This window comes from Leuconostoc sp. S50 (assembly GCF_016624925.1).
GTDB classification, from domain to species: Bacteria; Bacillota; Bacilli; order Lactobacillales; family Lactobacillaceae; genus Leuconostoc; species Leuconostoc pseudomesenteroides.
In genome coordinates this window covers 1-18,297 of sequence record NZ_JACVUE010000007.1, presented here as the reverse complement: position 1 = coordinate 18,297, position 18,297 = coordinate 1, and the positions used below count along the sequence as shown (strand labels likewise).

At 37.1% G+C, this 18,297-nt stretch carries 28 protein-coding genes and 1 pseudogene; 2 read left to right on the top strand and 27 right to left on the bottom strand.

The genetic code is table 11. The features are described 5' to 3' along the window. Positions 1–77: 77 nt before the first annotated feature. The 18 genes from IAE53_RS11555 to IAE53_RS06850 all read right to left on the bottom strand — a co-directional run bounded on the left by IAE53_RS11555 (position 78) and on the right by IAE53_RS06850 (position 11,216). Positions 78–968 carry a hypothetical protein gene (locus tag IAE53_RS11555; protein ID WP_200136196.1) on the bottom strand — a complete coding sequence of 297 codons (891 nt, stop codon included), beginning with the start codon at positions 966–968 and terminating at the stop codon, positions 78–80. 2 nt (positions 969–970) lie between these two features. Continuing rightward, entirely contained in the window at positions 971–1,540 is a 570-nt protein-coding gene (gene mobL, locus IAE53_RS11550; protein ID WP_200136193.1) for a relaxase MobL, read from the bottom strand. After that, positions 1,533–1,838: a hypothetical protein gene (locus IAE53_RS06920; protein WP_188353558.1), complete on the bottom strand. Its 306-nt coding sequence runs from the start codon at positions 1,836–1,838 to the stop codon at positions 1,533–1,535. Before IAE53_RS06920 ends, mobL begins: the two co-directional genes overlap by 8 nt. 3 nt (positions 1,839–1,841) lie before the next feature. Next, complete coding sequence (locus IAE53_RS06915; protein WP_188353557.1) at positions 1,842–2,531, bottom strand: hypothetical protein; 690 nt, start codon at positions 2,529–2,531, stop codon at positions 1,842–1,844. Positions 2,532–2,733: 202 nt separating this feature from the next. Continuing rightward, positions 2,734–3,165 carry a hypothetical protein gene (locus tag IAE53_RS06910; protein ID WP_188353556.1) on the bottom strand — a complete coding sequence of 144 codons (432 nt, stop codon included), beginning with the start codon at positions 3,163–3,165 and terminating at the stop codon, positions 2,734–2,736. Between the two features lie 210 nt (positions 3,166–3,375). Then, on the bottom strand, positions 3,376–4,368 hold the full coding sequence (locus tag IAE53_RS06905; protein ID WP_200136194.1) for a hypothetical protein: 993 nt from the start codon (positions 4,366–4,368) through the stop codon (positions 3,376–3,378). Position 4,369: 1 nt separating this feature from the next. Further along, complete coding sequence (locus IAE53_RS06900) at positions 4,370–4,795, bottom strand: single-stranded DNA-binding protein (RefSeq protein WP_188353643.1); 426 nt, start codon at positions 4,793–4,795, stop codon at positions 4,370–4,372. Positions 4,796–4,812: 17 nt separating this feature from the next. Further along, positions 4,813–4,977 carry a hypothetical protein gene (locus IAE53_RS06895; protein WP_188353642.1) on the bottom strand — a complete coding sequence of 55 codons (165 nt, stop codon included), beginning with the start codon at positions 4,975–4,977 and terminating at the stop codon, positions 4,813–4,815. Then, on the bottom strand, positions 4,955–5,224 hold the full coding sequence (locus tag IAE53_RS06890; RefSeq protein WP_188353641.1) for a hypothetical protein: 270 nt from the start codon (positions 5,222–5,224) through the stop codon (positions 4,955–4,957). The genes IAE53_RS06895 and IAE53_RS06890 overlap by 23 nt, the downstream gene beginning before the upstream one ends. A 38-nt stretch (positions 5,225–5,262) precedes the next feature. After that, positions 5,263–5,523 carry a hypothetical protein gene (locus IAE53_RS06885; protein WP_188353640.1) on the bottom strand — a complete coding sequence of 87 codons (261 nt, stop codon included), beginning with the start codon at positions 5,521–5,523 and terminating at the stop codon, positions 5,263–5,265. Next, positions 5,486–5,677 carry a hypothetical protein gene (locus tag IAE53_RS06880; RefSeq protein ID WP_188353639.1) on the bottom strand — a complete coding sequence of 64 codons (192 nt, stop codon included), beginning with the start codon at positions 5,675–5,677 and terminating at the stop codon, positions 5,486–5,488. Before IAE53_RS06880 ends, IAE53_RS06885 begins: the two co-directional genes overlap by 38 nt. A gap of 15 nt (positions 5,678–5,692) precedes the next feature. Further along, positions 5,693–6,754: a replication initiator protein A gene (locus tag IAE53_RS06875; RefSeq protein ID WP_188353638.1), complete on the bottom strand. Its 1,062-nt coding sequence runs from the start codon at positions 6,752–6,754 to the stop codon at positions 5,693–5,695. A gap of 31 nt (positions 6,755–6,785) precedes the next feature. Continuing rightward, the gene (locus IAE53_RS06870; RefSeq protein WP_188353637.1) at positions 6,786–7,025 is read right to left on the bottom strand and encodes a helix-turn-helix transcriptional regulator; all 240 of its coding nucleotides are present in this window, start codon (positions 7,023–7,025) and stop codon (positions 6,786–6,788) included. A gap of 212 nt (positions 7,026–7,237) precedes the next feature. Continuing rightward, positions 7,238–7,531, bottom strand: a complete 294-nt coding sequence (locus tag IAE53_RS06865) for a hypothetical protein (RefSeq protein ID WP_233610693.1) — start codon at positions 7,529–7,531, stop codon at positions 7,238–7,240. 10 nt (positions 7,532–7,541) lie between these two features. Continuing rightward, complete coding sequence (locus IAE53_RS11415) at positions 7,542–8,000, bottom strand: hypothetical protein (RefSeq protein WP_233610695.1); 459 nt, start codon at positions 7,998–8,000, stop codon at positions 7,542–7,544. Beyond that, complete coding sequence (locus IAE53_RS06860; protein ID WP_233610696.1) at positions 8,000–9,670, bottom strand: hypothetical protein; 1,671 nt, start codon at positions 9,668–9,670, stop codon at positions 8,000–8,002. Before IAE53_RS06860 ends, IAE53_RS11415 begins: the two co-directional genes overlap by 1 nt. Before the next feature lie 14 nt (positions 9,671–9,684). Beyond that, the gene (locus tag IAE53_RS06855; protein WP_233610697.1) at positions 9,685–9,978 is read right to left on the bottom strand and encodes a hypothetical protein; all 294 of its coding nucleotides are present in this window, start codon (positions 9,976–9,978) and stop codon (positions 9,685–9,687) included. Positions 9,979–10,400: 422 nt separating this feature from the next. Further along, positions 10,401–11,216, bottom strand: coding sequence for a hypothetical protein (locus IAE53_RS06850; protein ID WP_200136195.1), 816 nt, complete (start codon positions 11,214–11,216; stop codon positions 10,401–10,403). A 391-nt stretch (positions 11,217–11,607) separates the two neighbouring features. Here IAE53_RS06850 and IAE53_RS06845 point away from each other — a divergent pair, with 391 nt between their 5' ends. Continuing rightward, positions 11,608–12,123, top strand: a complete 516-nt coding sequence (locus IAE53_RS06845) for a nucleoside 2-deoxyribosyltransferase (protein ID WP_147651527.1) — start codon at positions 11,608–11,610, stop codon at positions 12,121–12,123. Between the two features lie 78 nt (positions 12,124–12,201). Here IAE53_RS06845 and IAE53_RS06840 read toward each other — a convergent pair whose 3' ends face one another. The 7 genes from IAE53_RS06840 to IAE53_RS06810 all read right to left on the bottom strand — a co-directional run bounded on the left by IAE53_RS06840 (position 12,202) and on the right by IAE53_RS06810 (position 16,948). After that, entirely contained in the window at positions 12,202–12,837 is a 636-nt protein-coding gene (locus IAE53_RS06840; protein WP_147651528.1) for a YitT family protein, read from the bottom strand. A gap of 131 nt (positions 12,838–12,968) precedes the next feature. After that, positions 12,969–13,535 carry a hypothetical protein gene (locus IAE53_RS06835; protein ID WP_233610698.1) on the bottom strand — a complete coding sequence of 189 codons (567 nt, stop codon included), beginning with the start codon at positions 13,533–13,535 and terminating at the stop codon, positions 12,969–12,971. Between the two features lie 33 nt (positions 13,536–13,568). Then, positions 13,569–13,877 carry a hypothetical protein gene (locus IAE53_RS06830; protein WP_233610699.1) on the bottom strand — a complete coding sequence of 103 codons (309 nt, stop codon included), beginning with the start codon at positions 13,875–13,877 and terminating at the stop codon, positions 13,569–13,571. A gap of 121 nt (positions 13,878–13,998) precedes the next feature. After that, complete coding sequence (locus IAE53_RS06825) at positions 13,999–14,154, bottom strand: hypothetical protein (RefSeq protein WP_370568037.1); 156 nt, start codon at positions 14,152–14,154, stop codon at positions 13,999–14,001. A 26-nt stretch (positions 14,155–14,180) separates the two neighbouring features. After that, the gene (locus IAE53_RS06820; RefSeq protein ID WP_147651530.1) at positions 14,181–15,125 is read right to left on the bottom strand and encodes an NADP-dependent oxidoreductase; all 945 of its coding nucleotides are present in this window, start codon (positions 15,123–15,125) and stop codon (positions 14,181–14,183) included. Between the two features lie 10 nt (positions 15,126–15,135). Then, positions 15,136–16,479, bottom strand: coding sequence for an NAD(P)/FAD-dependent oxidoreductase (locus tag IAE53_RS06815; protein WP_147651532.1), 1,344 nt, complete (start codon positions 16,477–16,479; stop codon positions 15,136–15,138). Further along, positions 16,466–16,948 (bottom strand): MarR family winged helix-turn-helix transcriptional regulator, encoded by a 483-nt coding sequence (locus tag IAE53_RS06810; RefSeq protein WP_010294468.1) that lies wholly within the window; start codon positions 16,946–16,948, stop codon positions 16,466–16,468. Before IAE53_RS06810 ends, IAE53_RS06815 begins: the two co-directional genes overlap by 14 nt. Before the next feature lie 309 nt (positions 16,949–17,257). Here IAE53_RS06810 and IAE53_RS06805 point away from each other — a divergent pair, with 309 nt between their 5' ends. Then, positions 17,258–17,515, top strand: coding sequence for a hypothetical protein (locus IAE53_RS06805; protein ID WP_031941341.1), 258 nt, complete (start codon positions 17,258–17,260; stop codon positions 17,513–17,515). A gap of 120 nt (positions 17,516–17,635) precedes the next feature. Here IAE53_RS06805 and IAE53_RS06800 read toward each other — a convergent pair whose 3' ends face one another. Together IAE53_RS06800 and IAE53_RS06795 are read right to left on the bottom strand one after the other, a co-directional pair. After that, positions 17,636–17,956 (bottom strand): MazG nucleotide pyrophosphohydrolase domain-containing protein, encoded by a 321-nt coding sequence (locus IAE53_RS06800; protein ID WP_139968702.1) that lies wholly within the window; start codon positions 17,954–17,956, stop codon positions 17,636–17,638. A gap of 16 nt (positions 17,957–17,972) precedes the next feature. Continuing rightward, a pseudogene (locus IAE53_RS06795) lies at positions 17,973–18,227 on the bottom strand (hypothetical protein). Between the last annotated feature and the right edge of the window lie 70 nt (positions 18,228–18,297).

Below are 18,297 nucleotides of genomic sequence, written 5' to 3'. Positions count from 1 at the left end.
CTGAGTTCTTCTACGTTTTGTATACTGCTTAATTTACTTGTAGAAGTATTCGTTGTTTGACTTACACCATAAGTAATTTATATATGCTGAGATTGTGCTTCGGAAACTGCTTCCTCGTATTCCTGTTGTTCAGTTGCACGTCTCATTGAACGTTGTGCCCGTGAATCCACACGAATGTCATTTTTAATTATCTTAGCTGCTTGATTAATTGTTTTAGGCAACATTGGTACTTGATGCTGTGCTGTCAGTCGTAGATCATTAGGTATAATTTTTTTCTGTTGGCCAATAGTACCTTTTTTAGTGGAGATTATTTTGCTATTATGACCAACCAAATCTTTTAATTCATTGATTCGTGGTAGTTGTGTCTCACCATCCGAACTTGTTTTTGACCATTCATTCAAACGACGATAGATTTTATTGGCAACATCTTTTCGGAACTGAGCTTCACGTCCATAGGCCCACGATTTCTTTTTATCGTGTAATATTCCTTTATCGTATTCATCCAGATAATCTTTTTCAGCAATTTTTTTTGTAAAATCATCGTACTCATCCGAAAAAGTATTTGTAGTCAGCCGGTCAATTAATGTGTTAACAGCTGTATGTGCATGAAACATTTTGGACTTTGGATTTAATGCCAGCATGTTTTCATTTCCTACTTGCCATTGGCCAGACACGGACCTTGGTAAATTACGGTAAATATTTTGAATGTCTTTTTCAAATTTATCAGTTGTTAAGGCATGACTGGCAACTTTAGCAGCTAATGTTCGTTCAAGGTGTGTCACTTGCTTGATGACATCCTGACGTTGTTGAATTTCTGGTTGTGTCAGTAATTGATTGATAAACTGACGTTGAACTGCGCTAATGGTTTTAAATTTAATCACACCTTTGGGTTGCCCATCATATTGACCTCCATGCACAAGCATCTCTGAACGAGTTTCTGGACTGATTTTAGCAGCCCACAAATGCATATTTAAATGATCCGTATCTTGATGAATAACCCCAAACCAGACCAGACCAGATCATTCTTGTTCTCTGCTAACGGCAATGAAAACCCTCTATTCATAAATTTATCGACAATATTTTGTTCAGCTTTTTTCAATCGCGCTTGATCGATTATTTTTGTTACTGGGTCGTACAAACCATGATTTTTTAAGAAATCTCCCCGCAATGAAAATGCCATTTCATATAAATTATTGCCATTATTTTGTGCCATTGCCAGTTGTTGCTTTAATACTGAAATATCGTGGTTATCCATATTTAACTTATCGCTATTAAACGTGGGAAATGTTTCAGTCACAGCTGATGCTCGAGTTGCATAACCAATGTAGTTCAATTGATTCTTTAGTTCCGGAAAATCCGTAACAGGCGCATCGTTTGTTTGGTCAGTTTTTTGTTTCGCAGTCGCATAATTAACTAAATTTTCGTAGCGTAACCCAGCTGCGTTGGCAGATTTCGCCGTCACAAATTTAGTAGGATTAATAACAGATGCCGTTTTAGCTTCGCCCATTTTAAATGTCGCTTTTTTTCCAGTTTTAACCATGGTGTTCTTCCAATTTCCTGATTTTTTTGATGACTTGATTCAGATTCTTAAATTTTGAATGCTCCATGTGTTCGTATACGTAGGCAGTGGTAGGACTAATGTCAAGTAATCTGGCAATGTCGTATTTAGAAAGGTGATAGTCCCAATAAAGATGGTAAGCTAACTCCTTCAACCAAAATTTTTTCTGCCGGCAAAGGTGTTTAACCGTTATCTTATACTTATCAGGGTGATGCCACTCTTCTTCATCTAGTCGTCGCATAATCTCAGCAAGTGATTTCTCGGTTTGATGATTTGACATCCGTCAACTCCTGTTTTGCTTTTTTAATAGCGCTTTTTCACGTCCAACCATCTTTTTAAACGCTGTATAAAGTTCTGCTACGCCATTATTGTGAATCGAGGGCTGCGAGAAAATATTGGTCATTAGCTCACCTTGCTCTTCAGCCATTGCTGGGATCAACGGTTCATCTTCATAATCTGGTGACACACGCCGGCCATAAAAATGGGTCATCGCTGTATTAAACGTCAGTTGATCATCAATATCTTTTAACTTACGTTCGATATTAGCTAATTGGCCATTTCTATACCGCATGTTTTTCACTCGGTCGGCTAATTCATTGGCATTTAATAAACTATTTTCGGATTGCAACGCGATATTCTCAACAAAGAAATGAAGGGCAAATTTATAAATTGTACTGCGCCCTTTTTGACCCGTGATTGCCGTGGGGTGTTTGTCTAACCACTGCTGCATTTGTTGCATATACCATTCTTCGTCACGTGAGTTTTTAATGCCCGTCATTTGGTATGAATGGATAGTTTGAACTGAATCAAAAGTAAGCCCAGCTAATAAATCATTGATATACAAAATTTCGTTTTTGACGGACTGCGGTACTTCCTCAGGTAAAACATCCGCGTATTTGTTTTGCAGTATTTTCAAACGTTTATTTAAAGACATCGCTGCTTCTCTTTGAACTTGAATGGCACTTTTTACCATAATGATGTTACCTCCTATTGCCGGAACCATTTAAAAAAATTCGTCACATTATTTTGAATTTGTTGCCAAACATTGCCTACCCAAAGACCAATATTTTGTCGATGCATGATAATCATCATAAGCACCAAAATCAAACTTGTTATGAGGAATAAAATGGTCCATTTCTCCATTCTATGTTTACGATAGTTTTTCATAATCTGCCCTAAAGAATATCTTTAAATTCATCGTAGTCTGGCGACGCATCATCATCTGTTTGCATTTGATTTTTCGTGAGAATCGCGTTTGTGGCATCGTCAAAATCATCGTCCTTTAAAATGCCACGATCATACTGCCAATAATTCCATATCTCAGTGCGATAGGTCGTAATTTGTTTCAGTAATTCTGTCATAGCTTCACCCAATGCTAGTGTATTTAATTCATTAGCCTTAGCCACACTATTAACTGATTCGATCAAATCATCTAGTTCGTCGTGCAGCCCATTGGCATATTTTTTCTTTTCTAATCTGTCGGCGTAATCGTTCAAAACATCTAACAATAAATCGTTTCTTGAGATGTTTAATTCAGTTGCGCGTTGATCGAATTCAGTAATTATCTCCTTAGAAATGTTACGTACATCAATTTTAGTTGTTTCCATAATGTTCTCCTAAAAAATATTTCCCACCAGTGCAAACAGGTTAAGGGAAACTGCCGGCACGTCTGTGCCTTTTCCCGTCGTACGGGAGTTTAAGTTGCCTGCACATTGGGCATTGGGTTAAACCAATGTTTAACCTTGATTTAACTATTGTTTAACCTTTTTATTGTGCTAAAATTAACCCTTTTTTCAGGGCTAATTGGTTCTCTTCTTTTATAGATTGCGTACTTTTGGTAATGTTATTTTGTTACTTTGAATTGCTGATTTGGTTTTCAGTAAATCGCTTTTGTCAGCCTTTGCTTTAGTGATATTTTGTTGGGCAGCAGTAATTCCTGACTGCGCTTCTTGAATGTTGTCTTGCACTTTTTGAATGGATTGAGTTAATGAATTTTCACTATCATCACCACTCTTTTGTAACTGATTTTGATAGGTTTGCAAGGTGGAAAGTGATTGCTTAATCGCTTGGTTTAATTTTTTCATCGATGCTTGATTAATCTTAATCAATTTATTTTCCAAGGAAATTTTGTGATCATATTCTTGCAACGCGAGTTGCTTTTGACTAACCATTTTCAACACATTGTTAGTAGCCACCTTATCGCGATTAATCACAAAAGTTGCATTCGATTTTGGGGCTGCTGATGTACTCTTCTTTGCAGACGATAGTGCAGCGGTATTATCAGGATTTGTAATTTGACTAGGATCAATTTGCTTGTCTGAAATTGAAACAAACACTGCATTAAATCCTCTTGCCAAATGATTGAAGCGTACAATCACTGTATTATCAGAAGTTGGAATGACTTGTCCATTAACATGTGATCCACCGTGCTCAGCAACAGCTTGAAAATTAAAATCACTGACATTTACTAGGCTATCTGTATTACCATTATTATCATCAGACAAACTAAAATTTAATTGTAAAACACCTTGTTTGGCATTGAATTCGCGTTGCGTTAATGTCGCTGATTTAGCCTGTGTCCCAACTGTCATTTGCTGATTCAATGGCGTTGAATCAAAGTGAGAAGGACGCGGTAACATTAAATTTAAAATGGTGACACCAATCGCTAATCCTAAGATGCTCAAGCCAATGTTTCTAATCCATGCTCGTTGGTTTTCGATGTAACGGTCATGAATTTTTCGACGGCACAAGCGCACACGTTGTAATAAGTTTGGTCTTGAGATTGGACGTTTAGATGCGTAGTTTTGCATGTTACCCACCCACAATTTCCATACCCGCAAATGGATCAATACCGCCAACTTCATTTCCGACTGACATGTTGCCTTCAATGACCGAATCATTGGAAACGCTGGTATTATTTTCTACTTTCTTGGTTCTATAAATTTGAAAATTTGAAATGACATTTTGTTGACGATACTTTTTCTCACCAGTGATGGCATCGGAATAAGTGCTTGATTGCATGTTAAACTCTACTTCAACTACCATGCCTTTTTCAGTGACCAAACGTTTTAATAATTCCGCTGTTTTGTTAAAAGCAACATACGAAATAAAATCAACTGTCTCTTTACTAGACCCCTTAACTGCCAAATTCAAATAGGCAACTGGCGTTTGTTTTGAACCGGCTAATTTAAATTGAACTGGCTTCGTTGAACGACCAATGTGGTGATTAATTTGCATGCTGAAATCCTCCTAAATTATCGGTAAATTTTGTTCAATACTGCTAACGCTGGTGCTAATTTCAGCTTTAGATCTTGCAGTAATGCGTCATGATTAGCACGTTTAAACCACCTCGGATTTTGATAAAGTGGTGATACTTCTTCATCATCTGAAAATAAACTAAGCTGCAAATATTGTGCCATTACCATAACCTCGCTTAATACGACAAGTTACCTCATGAAAAGGTAAATGATGACGTTGCATTAACCGTTGAATATGTTCTAGTTCCAGAGGAATCGTTTGATAAATCCACACAGCAGTAATTTGATCTTGTCTTGTCATATAATCAATAATTTTATGGTGTAACTCACCGTCAGTTCGACCGATTAACAAAATTTTTTCTCGTCTAAAATCAACTGCCAAATAAACAATTTGATGATAACAACTCATTTTTATTCTCCTTCAAGATATGCCTACACTAGATTGGTTCAGCCTACCAACAGCGGTAAAAAGTGATGCGTTTGATGATCTATTAAGACATTAATCAATCGAGCCGCTGCTTTATCAGTGATATTCCACCGATTGGCTACAAACCTTTCAAGTGCTTGCGCATCTTTAAATTGTTTAAGATCATGGTCACATAACCAGTCAGAGATTTGGATGGCAATCTCTGGTTTAGGTAAACGCGTATATTTATCTAACGTCGTAAACTCATTTTGATACAATTTCATGTATGTTTTTAGAATCATTTTTCCTCTCCCCGACAGCGCTTGGTAAACTTTTTTCTTTTTGAACAAATTGTTGCTCATCAGCATTACTAGCAACAACCATCATTGACAGTGTCAACATGCCCAAGGATGATCCCAGAATAAAAAAAGCCAAGTCATTTAAAATTGTTAACATTATTTCCCCTTTGTATCAATTAAAATATTGCTGTGTGGTCACTTGTGTTAAAATTCGACCCTTCAACCCTTGCGCAAAGTACGCACTGAAAAGACGATGATCAGCTAAATGATCCCGCATAAAATTCAACTGTTGACCAACGCATTTTGTAAGTAACTTTGGTATAGCCCTGTCACCATCTAAAATGGCAGCTAAATTTAATACATCATTACCCTGCTCTTTCAACAAACATAAATGCCTATATTCTGCATCAATGGCTGCAACGACTTTACTTGCTAAAACAGGCTCATTCTCTATCAAATCTGTAACTAATCTCACAGCAGAACCAATGTCATAGTTGGAACCGATAATATGATTAATTTGTCGTTTCGCTAGGACAATAACATCGTTTTCTGGTGTACACTGATTTTCACCATCAGTATTTCCATTGTTTTTACATCCAGTAAAGTCAGTCCCTTTCGCTATTTCAGATAATTCCAAATTCTTGATAATTGGTTGATCTATTTTTGAAGAACAACAAGTTTGACTTTCATCATCATCATTATTATTTTTCAGTTTATCTATATCAGTTTTACTACTCTCAGTCTTTATTGCGGTCACATTATGACCCTCCGGGCGGTCATTTTTTGACCATCCGGAGGGTCGTTTTCCGACCCGCCTTGATGTATCCACTTTTTGTTGGGTGGTCGTATTGTGACCGTCCGGTTCTGACAGCGTTTTAAGCGTTAAATCCAATTGTCCAATATACAAACGACTGGGTTTATTTAAACCTTGTGCACAGGATTTGAGCAAATTTGCATTAACTAATTCGCGGCGCGTTTTCTTAGCTTTGGTTTCACCTATATTAAGTAATTTACATAACTCTCCAATAGTCATATAAATATACACATGCCCGACTGAATCGAACCACTGATTACTTAATGACAAGTTAAAACGATCTTTCATAAACATGTAAGCCATCTTCGCCTCATTGGAAAGCTCGTAATATTTGCTACATGGATCAGATAGAATCATTGGATATTGTTTGAATTGATTGTTCTGTACTTCGTGAACATCAAAATAATCAAAATTTAACATTAAAAAGCCTCTTTCTCATTACATGTTTTATTTAATTATTTGAACTCTGCTTCATGTCAAATTCGGCAGCTTCTTTAATGAGTGTCGAATAATCAATGCCATATAATTTATAAATGGCCACAATGTCATTTTCTGATAAACGTGGTCTTATGCCCGTTTCAATTGAACTCCAGCGTTGATATTTAACATTTGTCATTCGTTCCAAATCTGCTTGTGTCCATCCGTGACGGTATCTTAGTTCACGTAAATATTTTCCAATTACTGATGACATATTTTTCTCCTGTTACATATGATAAATTAGGGTTAAGACAAAAAATAAAACCTGCAATGATAGCAGGTTCATTTTTAACATAACTTCAAGTGTCTGGATTGATGTTATATTGCTAAAAAAAAGCAAAAAAATAAACCCGAAACAACAGGTTAAAAACACGACTGTGACGTGATTTGTTAAACTATCGTTCGGATTCATTCTGATATATTCAACTAGCCGATATGACGCCGTTTATAAGCCGTCACTTGTTTGACTTGACTTGCATTGACAACAGGCTGTGTTTTGGCTTTTGCAATTGCCTTATGACTAGCTTTTTGGACACTTTGAGCTGTTTGCCACTGGGTATGATTACCATAAATTACAGCACCCGTGATGATTAAGATGCCTATCAAGGCTAATAACAGTGTTTTAAAAATTGGATGATACTTTTTGGACCGATGATAATTTGGACGTCTGGGTTGCGCGGTCTCTCGACGACGCTTGACTTGATCTATATTGATAGCCATAGTTCACCACCTAATTATCAAACGGGACAACATAATCATAGCCATCATGATGAACTGTGATTGTTTTGTCTTGAACTGACACGACTTTAGCTGTGACTGTTTGACCGTTGATTGTGGCATCCACATCTTCACCGACATGGTAGCGATCAGCTAAAGTTGAAGAACTGTTAGCTTGTGAGCTTGATGAGCTTGATTGACTACTTGAAGCACTAACCTTTGAAGAAGAACCAGCCTCAGATGATTCAGGTGCTAAAGTTACGGTTGCGTTGCCTTCGTTGTGACTACTCGCAGAGACTGCTTTTGATGATTGTGTGGCGCTATCTGTTTTGTGTTGGGCCACTGCATAACCACCAAAGCCCGCACCACCAATAGCCAGAACAGCCAAGACACCAATCGTCGCTGATTGCCAAGCACTTGTTTTCTTTTGTTCAACTTGAGGTTGCTTCATTTGCGCTGCTAACAAAGTCATCAATTGGTGGTTAGTTTCATCATGTGATGTTGTCTTGGGGCATTTTGAAGCATTTGTAACTGTTGACGAAGTTGGGAAACCTCATCACTATTGACAGCATCTTTACCTTTTAATTGTTGCTCGAGGTTTAGATTAGTTTGCTTCAAAATCTGGACTTGTTGCTCAAGTTCACTGAGGTTACCAGCATGAGTTTTAGCACTCTCTAACTCAGTGGCACTGATCATTGCTTTTTCATGCTCTGATTGATATTGTGCGCGCTTGTGACTGATGTCTTCTTCCAGCTTTTGATGCATGTCTAGCAAGGATTGTGTGTTTTGAGCTAATAACTCATCACGCAAAGCTTTAAGACTGGTTAGAGTCTCTGTTTGCGCTTGGGACGTCACTTCTGAGACCTGATCGTCTACTGTGGCTTGAAGATTACTTTGCAAGTCTTTAGAACGTTCTATAAACCAGTTATCCAGCTCTTGATTAACAGATACTTTCAAAGCCTCTAAGTCGCCTACAAAGTCACTCTTGAGCGTTTTGAGTGTATTATCATGACGCGCATTCTCATCTTCAACAGCCGTGCGATAACCTGCCTCACGAGCTTGGTGTGCTTGCGCATAACGGGTTTCAAACTCAGTAGACCGTTCTTCTTTCATTTGTGCATCAACTGTCTCAGCAACATTAGTGTCACGCAACTGTTCAACTGCTGCTTTTGTCTTTGCTTGTTGTTGCTTTAACAGGTCGGACATGGCTTTGCGTATCTTTTGCGTGTAAATGTTGCTGGTATCATTCAAAAAGTCATTTGCTTTGGCTTTGTCTGCGTTCAAACGGCTGACCACGTAATCGGGGTGTTCCGCAGGTAAATCAGCTTTGACATCACTCATTTCAAAAGCATTTGGTGCCAGGTTGACACGATCAATTAACTTCTGTGTGGGATCACTTTCGGTCATGATACCCTCTGCGTTGTCTTGAGTCGGAATAACAGCTTGAACAGTTGGCTTCACTGTTTCATCACGTGAAGGCTGCTTTGGCTGTTCAACTATCTTAGGAATAGCAGGTACAGTCTTTACGACCTTTTCCTGTGATTGGTCACTAGTTTCATTGTCAACAGCTTGAACCACTGGTGGCTTTATTTCAATCGTTGTGCGTTGGAACTTATTAGGCTCAACTGTTAGGACTTCACCAGTTTCACGCGCTTGTCTAAACTGTTCCTCAGAAGGTAAATCTGGCAAATCATTTGATGACAGACTGCCATCAGCAATGACGGCATCCATCAGCGGTTGTAAGGCTTCAACAATAATGTCATAAGTCATATCTTCATCTTGACGAATTTCTGTGTCGTTGAAAATATGATCAGCGGTACTAACAACAATGTTTTCAAACCCTGCTGTTAGTGTCGCTCTTTCCCAACTTAATCCGGTTGGTTCAGCACGACCCTTTTCATTGGTGATAAAGTAGACGACATTGCCTAAACGAACATCATGATCACCTGCCCGCACCACATCATTGACTAAACCAGCAGCGAATTGTTGTAGGCCTGACAGTGATACATTCGGCCAGCTTTCATTTACCCCACTTTTTTCTGCCAGGTCTTGAATCACCTCATCATTGAGATCAATTTCAGTTTGTTCAACGCGGGCAAAAAATGGATCACCGATACTAGTTTGTTTTTTCTTTCCAAACATCTCTCACCCCCCGTTTAGAATGGCCAGTTGATGACGTTTCGGCCACCAGCAGTTGTGGCAGTTTGCCAAATCCATGTCAGCAATAGTCCAGTCAAAGCACCCCCACCAATACCGAACATGGCGTGCATTAGCTTGCTGTTACTCTTTTGCGCCATCTGTTCATTACCAGTAGCACGCATGATGAAACCAATCAATAAGCAAATAGCGCCAACAACGATCAACACAATATAAAGAATTGTGATGACCTTTGAACCACTTGTTTTGGCAGCATCACCAATGTCCGCTGAGGCAACAGTCGGTAGCCACATTGGTAATGAAGCAACCAATCCCGCTAATGTTTGTTGTAAGCGTGAAATCGGACGACGCTCCCATAGAAACTTGTTATGTGCATTTTACTTTTTCATTCAAAAAGTCCTCCTTTTTTTTTTGTTGTGTTATCAACACACGCACAGAATAACAAGAATCAAAAAATTGTCATAAAGGTAAATGGTTTTTCCTGAGGCAAACAAAAAAGCCCATCCAATTGGACGGGTTTACTTAATTTATAAAATCTAATCCACTTTATTGCCTTCTGAGTACTAAAATGGTGTGTTAACAAAGTGAAATACATAAATTTTCTAATCATTCAAGCCAAATAATTTAAAAGTTTTTTGCACTAATAATTGCTCTTATACTAAAAAATGGACTTTTTTAGTATAAGAGCATATTGAAGGTATTTGATTATTTTACATTACCACTTTTGCCCACTGTGGTCAGTTATTATGTCCACAAATATTTGAGGAAGTTCAGTGGTGCCTTCCAAAGAGTTGCCCTTATAGATGCCATAAACTGTTAGGTTATCTCCTTCAACAATTGGTTGATTCAGTGTATTTAAAATAATTAGTATTTGTTTGTTAGGATCTCCTGGAACAGACATGATAACCTTATTATCACTATTTATTGATAACACATCTCCAGACAATTGGATTTTTTGCCCGAAGTAATCGGCGGAATTATTTAATAATTGAGTGTATGTAATGTCTGATCTGTATTCACTATCACTATCATTATTGGAAGCAGAAGAAGACGAAGAAGAATTTTGATTATTGTTCGAGCTATCGACAGGACCGGTTTTCATAGATGATGTAGACGATTTAGATGATGTAGATGATGAATTCGTGCTAACACTATCGCTGATTGAATCATTGATATTTGATATTGCACTTGAGGTGATTGAATCATTTGAATGATCTGAACTCTTATTCTTTGGTTTTTCTGGTGATCCTTTTGACGAGTTGACAGATGGTATTGAAGAACTAGTCTCTGATGCCTTACTAATAGGAGTATTGCTTTGGATAGTACTTTGGTTGTGCATCTCGTTACTTGGTCTAAACTGCGATATTTCAGCTTTGCTAATTGATTTACTAACAGCGTGACGTAAAACATAAGCATACTTTTTCTGAGAGTCGGCTGCTATATGTGCCAAAAAAGCGCTGACCAAGATGCATATAGAAATGATGACTGTCCACAGTATGATGGGTTTTGAATGAAATAATTTTTTAAACATATTAATGTTCCTTGTATATCAATATTTGTCAAAATTTAAGTTGAAAACAAACTAATACAACATCCTGTTCATAATGTATCATATAGAAATAACAAAACTACTATAATAGTGTGACACTTTATTTATAATCTCAATTGCATCTCACTCAAATGTTGTCTCATTAATTGAATAAGAATAGTCCAATTTACTGGCTTTTGAGCAGTTTCAGATGCTATTATGAAGAGAAAAAGTCTCTGTTTGATGTCACAAAATATTACAACAAAAGTTTGTTGTTTATTGGTTCACATTTACTTACTGCAAAATAAGACTAGGTATCGGATAACCACTATCAGAATTGTTTTAATATATGCTATCATTTATTTGAGCCAAAAAAGAAAAGGAAAACCATCTTATGACACTGATTAATGAATTACACGACATAGCTGAAACAGCTGAACACCATGAAGGTAAAACAATCTATTTAGCTGGAGGTTGGTTTAACCCACTTCAAGAAAAAATTTTGAAAGATTCTTTCAGCTCCTTAATCAAAAATACGACCGTAGCTCATGTTCATGTGCCCTTACTTCACCAGTACCAAGGATCAAATCCGATTGTAGATGGTGAATTCAATCCTGATCAGGAATGGGCTACTGCCACTTTTGATGATGATGTTAATGCGATAGACAATGCCGACATTGTTGTTGCTTTACTTGACGCAAAAGATCAAGATACTGGTACAATCTGGGAAATGGGATACGCTTACGCAACTCATAAACCTGTCGTTGTATTAACAGTCGGTGATACTTTTGAGCATCCCATTAATCTGATGCCGGCTCAAGGAGCAATTCATCATCTCGAAAACAATGATTTAGAAACATTTGATTTCTATGAAATCAACAAACGTTTCTATGTTGGAAAAACAATCTAAAAACCTTAACCAATCGAAATTTCTGGTTAAGGTTTTTTTCATATCATTTCACGGTGAAATTATGTTTTTGGGTTGGAACTAGTTAAATTTGATCAAAATATTTTTAAAAAAGAAACGCCAACTTTGTACGAAGTATCCTGTCGTGAATGCTATAATAAATGTTCCAATTCCCAATGGTCCACCAAATACAAGTGCTAATGTAAAGAAAAGCAAGTCTTGCATAGACCTAGTTAATCGATAACTAATCCAACCCTTTTTTTCAAATGACAGGGCGACAGCATCGTAAGGAGAAACCCCTAGATTGACGCTTGTGTATAGACTAATGCCTAATGAAAAAAGAACCATACCAAAAACAAACAAAATAATAATTTCTAGGATAGAACTCTTATTAAATGTGTGAAAAATTATCCTACTCAATATTGGCGTAAGATAGCCAACAATGTATCCTGGTAATGACATATTAATTAAAGTACCAATGCCAAATTGACTGCGATCAAAAATGCAAATAGTCAGAAATAAAATCACGTTAAAGATTAGTTGATAGTTTCCTAAGTACCAATTAAAAGTATTTGATATACCGATATCAGCGGCTGTCGCGGGGTCTATTCCCAGACTCGATAAGCGAAAAAATACGATACCCAGTGCTATTATACTTGTACCAACAACAGATAAACAAAGGCGAATGAAAATTGAAAGTGAGTCATTCTTAAACATTTCTTCTCCTTTTTTTACTAATTATAAGAGAAGTCTAAACGTTTAATACATCATTGTCAATTTATATCTATGTCATAAGTATCTTTCTACGCAGATTAATTTTTAATTGATCTTTTCAATTTTTATCTAGTTTATAGCACGCTACTATCACTTTGTAATTGATAAGTCCCAATCCGATCTAATTGTGTCACAAGATTTGTTTTAGTATTGCAGGTCACATTATAGACAAAACGTGTGGTGGCATCTGCCGAGTCCTTGAGGTGGCTTTTAACAAAAACAATTACCTTCCCCTTCGCTTCTGTGGCACTTGCTGAGGTGGGTAAGAAATCCATGTGATCATAGGTCATTACCACACCTGTCTGTGTAATCATTTTATCGGGATCAGCCTTGAAATCTAAACTATTATTGACGACCTCCTGAGTCACATAAGGTGTCATCTGTTTGGCTTTAGCATCAAATTCCTTTTGAGAGGCAATTGTCCAATCTAGGGTAAACAGTTTATCTAGCAAGGTAGAGGCTGCAGAAACATTCGGTTGCTTTGAATCTAGTACCGTACCGACCTTTGATTTCTTCTTGATGAGTTTGCTTTGTTGCACGGCTAGTTCATTTGAGGCACTTTGATGCGTTTTAATAGCGACTTGAGTAGCTAACCAAAAGCCTAGTCCAGCAGCCACCATCAACACTGGAATAGCCCACAATAAGGCTATTTTTTTTATTTACTTTTGACATGGTTATTTCCTTCCTGAGGTATCTTTTACAGCACCCGTTTGGAGTTCTGTAATTTTGCCATTTTCAATGTGCATCAATAGTGTTGTGCTGGTTTCCTCTTTGCCTAATTTATATTTAACCGTCCCAAATCCTAGACCTGAGCCATCGGCTGCTTTGGAATAGACAATATCATTGCTTTCTAAATGAAAAGTTGGCACACCTTCATCCACATCACCACCAAACGTTGCCCCTAGAAAAGCTGACACAACGTCATCCGTTGCCACACTACTTTTAGCATCTGATTTATTTAACTTTGGTAAGATGGCAAACATTTCTTTGAGGAAAGTATTGCCAATCTTTTCAATGTTTTGGGTATCTCGAATATCAGCGGTTTTAACCTTATCAAGTTGTTTAGCTTGAACACTATACTGACTTGACTTAGCTTTTGTTGCCTTAATTTGCTAATAAAGTTTTGACTCCTGGTAATTTCACAAAAGCTTCTTCCAATTCAAATGTTTTAGCCTGCTCGCCCGATGAGCCAAACATTTCTAAAATCATGATACCAATGGCCTCGATAGCCACGAAAATAACTAAAATAGTTCCAATCATACATTTCTCCTTAGTGATTTAAAAATTTAAGCTTTATCTTTTATTTTAACAACTACTTTCCCACGGGCATGATGTGTTTCAATACGTTTTTGGGCAGATTGAATTCCGTCGGTAGTAAACGGATAAGTACTGTCTAGTACGACTTTCAAATGATTACTCTCAATTTCGTTAGCTAATAACGCTAAATCCTCACCATTAGGCTGTAACCAACCTGCCATGACGTGCTTATCCGATATTGCTTTTTGATCATCAGTTAATGAACTTGAGATTGTCACAAAATGTCCGCCGCTCCTCAGTATGCTAACACCACGTTCAATATCGCCTACGGTATCAAGCACAGCATCATAATTAGACAGTACTTCATCAATGTTATTTCTGTGATAGTCAATCACTAAATCAGCGCCTAATGATTCAACAAATTCACTGTTATTAGCACTCGCAGTAGTAGCAACGAAAGCACCCATTTGTTTGGCTAATTGAATCGCAAAAATTCCGACTCCTCCTGCACCACCTTGAATCAATATTTTTTGTCCTGCTTGCAAATTAAGTTGCCTCAACATTTGCAAAGCTGTTAAGCCTGCCAAAGGGACCGCAGCGGCCTGTTCAAAATTAATATTGCTAGGTTTTAAAGCTAACTTGTCAGCTTTAACAGCAGTATATTCTGCGTAGGACCCGTTTAAACCAAGAGGATCAATATCTGGACGAGCAAAAACTTCATCTCCTATATTAAAATCTGTTACTTGATCTCCGATGGCAACAATTTTACCAGCTACATCCCATCCCAAAATTACTGGAAATTGCCAGTTAAACATTGATTGAAGTAGACCTTGACGTGCTTTGTAATCAATGGGATTGATACTCGTAGCCACGTTTTCAACTAAAACTTCATCATTATTGACAACAGGTTTATTGGTATTCGTAATTTCAAGTTGTGTAACATCACCATATTCTTTTATAATCGCTGCTTTCACTAATTCTCTCCTAGGCTAAATAATTGGCAATCAGGGGCAATATAATTCCAGAATGAGTTGGAAAGGCAAAAATTTGGCCATGTATGTCACGGGAAGTATACTTATTATTAATAACTGGAACCAGTGCATTAACAACCTCTGGCGCGAAATCACCAATTAGAGACGCGCCCACTAATTGTTTGTCTTGGTCAATTACAAGCTTAATTTTTGCTTTAACGTCATTCAATGTTTGAAAGCGAATGAGTTGACCATAAGGAATTTCCTGAATCCGTAATCTTTCATCGTTTTTCGCATCATCAACTGAAATCCCCACTTGAGCCAGTCGTGGAAGTGTAAACGCAATAGACGGTACTACGGGGTATTTAATGGGATCTGAATCACCCGATAATTTTTTTGCAATATACTGTGATTCAAAGGTAGCAGTGGGTGTGAGACGTGGTATAGCTTTCGCAATGACATCGCCACTTGCATAAATATTAGGATTAGAAGTTCTAAGATAGTCATCGACAACAACACCACCCTTATTATATTCAACACCCGCTGCCTTCAAACCTAAATTATCAATGTTAGGAACGCGTCCTGTTGTGTCCATCACATAGTCAGCATTATATCTTTTACCTTGAGCTGTCTCGACCAAATATTTTTGCTTTTCATCAAGTGAAACATGAGATACACGTTGTCCAAAATCAAAATGTATGCCCCTATCAATCATATCTTCTACAACTTCTTGAGAATATTCTCTATCAAAACCAGATAATGCATGATCACCATATTCAATAACGGTTACTTGACTGCCAGCAGCACGAGCAATTGAAGCAAATTCCATTGCGATATAGCCTCCACCAATAAACACAATTGAATTTGGCATTTCAGGCAATTCTAAAAATTCGGTGCTATCATGTAGCAATTCAGCTCCTGGAATTGCTAATTTTGCGGGCTTTTGACCTGTAGCAATCACGAACTTATCTGCTTGATATACTACATGATTAACTATTAATGTTTGTTGACCAGTAAACTCAGCGTGACCTGCAATAATGTCAATACCATCTACCGAAAGCATGCGCGCCAGGCCGTCAGACAATGGGTCAATCACTTGGTGCTTATATGCCATCAATTCTGGCCAAATAATATTTGGTGTATCGTTAATACCTATACCATGATAGTGATGCAAATGATGAATTAGTTCTGCTGGTCCATCCAATAAAATTTTAGCGTTACACCCAAAGTTTGTGCAAGTCCCAGCCACTTTATTTTCTTCTATCAAGGCAACTTTTTTGCCTTCACGTGCTAAGGTTTGTGCACCGTGCCATGCTGCATGTCCGCTACCAATAAAAATCACATCATAATTCGTCATTAATTTTCTCCTCTATTTTATTATTGTGCGATAAAATCATTGCCCGTAATGTCTTGTTCAAAGACTCATTTTCGGTAATCATTGAAATTACAGATTTTTCGCTAGCCACCACTAGTTCATCTCGGACAACTGCAACATCTGACAGTATGTGCTCAAAAACTGGGCGTTTCGATTCAGATATTTTTAAATATTTTACACGTTTATCCAATTCACTAGGGACTTTTATGAGCCACTCTTTATTAACTAATCTTTCAATAACGGGTGTTAATGTATTACTGGACAACTCTAACTCCTCGCCAATATCCATCAACTTCGCTTTTTCTTTCTTATAGATAATGAGCAATGACATATATTGTAAATAAGATAACTCATAACCCCCTAACAGTTCTGCATACAAGCGATGAAAATAACGATTTGTATTATATATCGATAAACACAGTTCGTCATATAATTGTCCTTTTTTAATCATGACTAACTCCTCTGGAAATAATTATATCGTACGCGACATAATTATTCAATATAAATTTTATTTACAGAAATTATTTTACAAGAAGGAAAACAATTATGAATCGAATTACTAAAGCTATTACGGATCTTGCCACAGATGTTTTCAGATTATTGTTTTATTAATGGTTATCCAACCACAGTTGATTGTCATGTCTGCACTTTCCACAAGCAATCGCATTTTGGTATTAAGAATCTATTGAATTATCCCTCAGTGATGAAGAATCCTTTTTCACTTTGTCTCACACAACTGTCTGATTAGGAGGATAAAATCATGTTAATTTTTTGTTTATGTTTATTAGCAATGTTTCTATTTTGGCTATTTGGCCACATCATTGGCACCATCCTGTATTTGAGTATCCTATTTGTTGGTCATTTGATTTCGTATTGGTACTTTTATTTACCACTAATTATTTTGATAAGTCTAGCTATTGCTTCTGGCATCAAAAGTATCTTAGCGATGCTGGTGCTAATTATTCTGTCACTTGCCTTAGCACTAATGATATATTGGCCGCGTCATCACAATTCATAACAAAATAAAAAGCCCTGAATAATCAGAGCTTTTACCGAACTATAACATTCGGTACCCAGCGGTTAAGCGCGTTGTAAATGCCACTGGTATCATTTATGCCTATTATTATAGCATGAATTCTTAGTCTTCATGAAAGCGCTTTTTTAATTTGGTTTCACTTTGCACAATTAGTTCGTCGACATCTAACTGATATTTATCACTCAAAATCAAAACCTGGTCTAAAACATCGGCTAATTCTTCTTTGAGATGCTCATTAAGCTCCTTAGGTGTTTGTGATGTTTCACCGGGATGATCACGCCCCAGTTCAATGGCTCGCACTGTTTGTGCCAGCTCACCAACTTCTTCCATCAAAAAATTGAGTCGGATAAAGGGTGAATACTGATACCATTCACGTTGTTTATAAAAATTTATTAGCCATTGTCTATGTTCATCAATTATCATTTGTAACTCCCTTTGTTTAAATATTAGTGTTAACTGTTAAGCCCGTTTCTTTGCGTATTTTAGCAATGATTTCAGGTATCTGTTCTCTTTACTCACTGTCTAAGCGAGCTATTTGTTGTGAGTGTGTTGCTTTGCCAATTTTATAGTATTCAAAGAAAATATTGACCTTCTTTGAGTATATCTGATCGACCACCCTTACTTCATAGATTGTGTTAGGTTGCTTAGCAAACATCTTTTGAATATCAACAATGATAGCATCAATTTGATTCATTCTTCTTTCACCACCGCTCTATGCTCTTATACTAAAAAAATGGACTATTTTTATTCAGTCCGTAAAATGA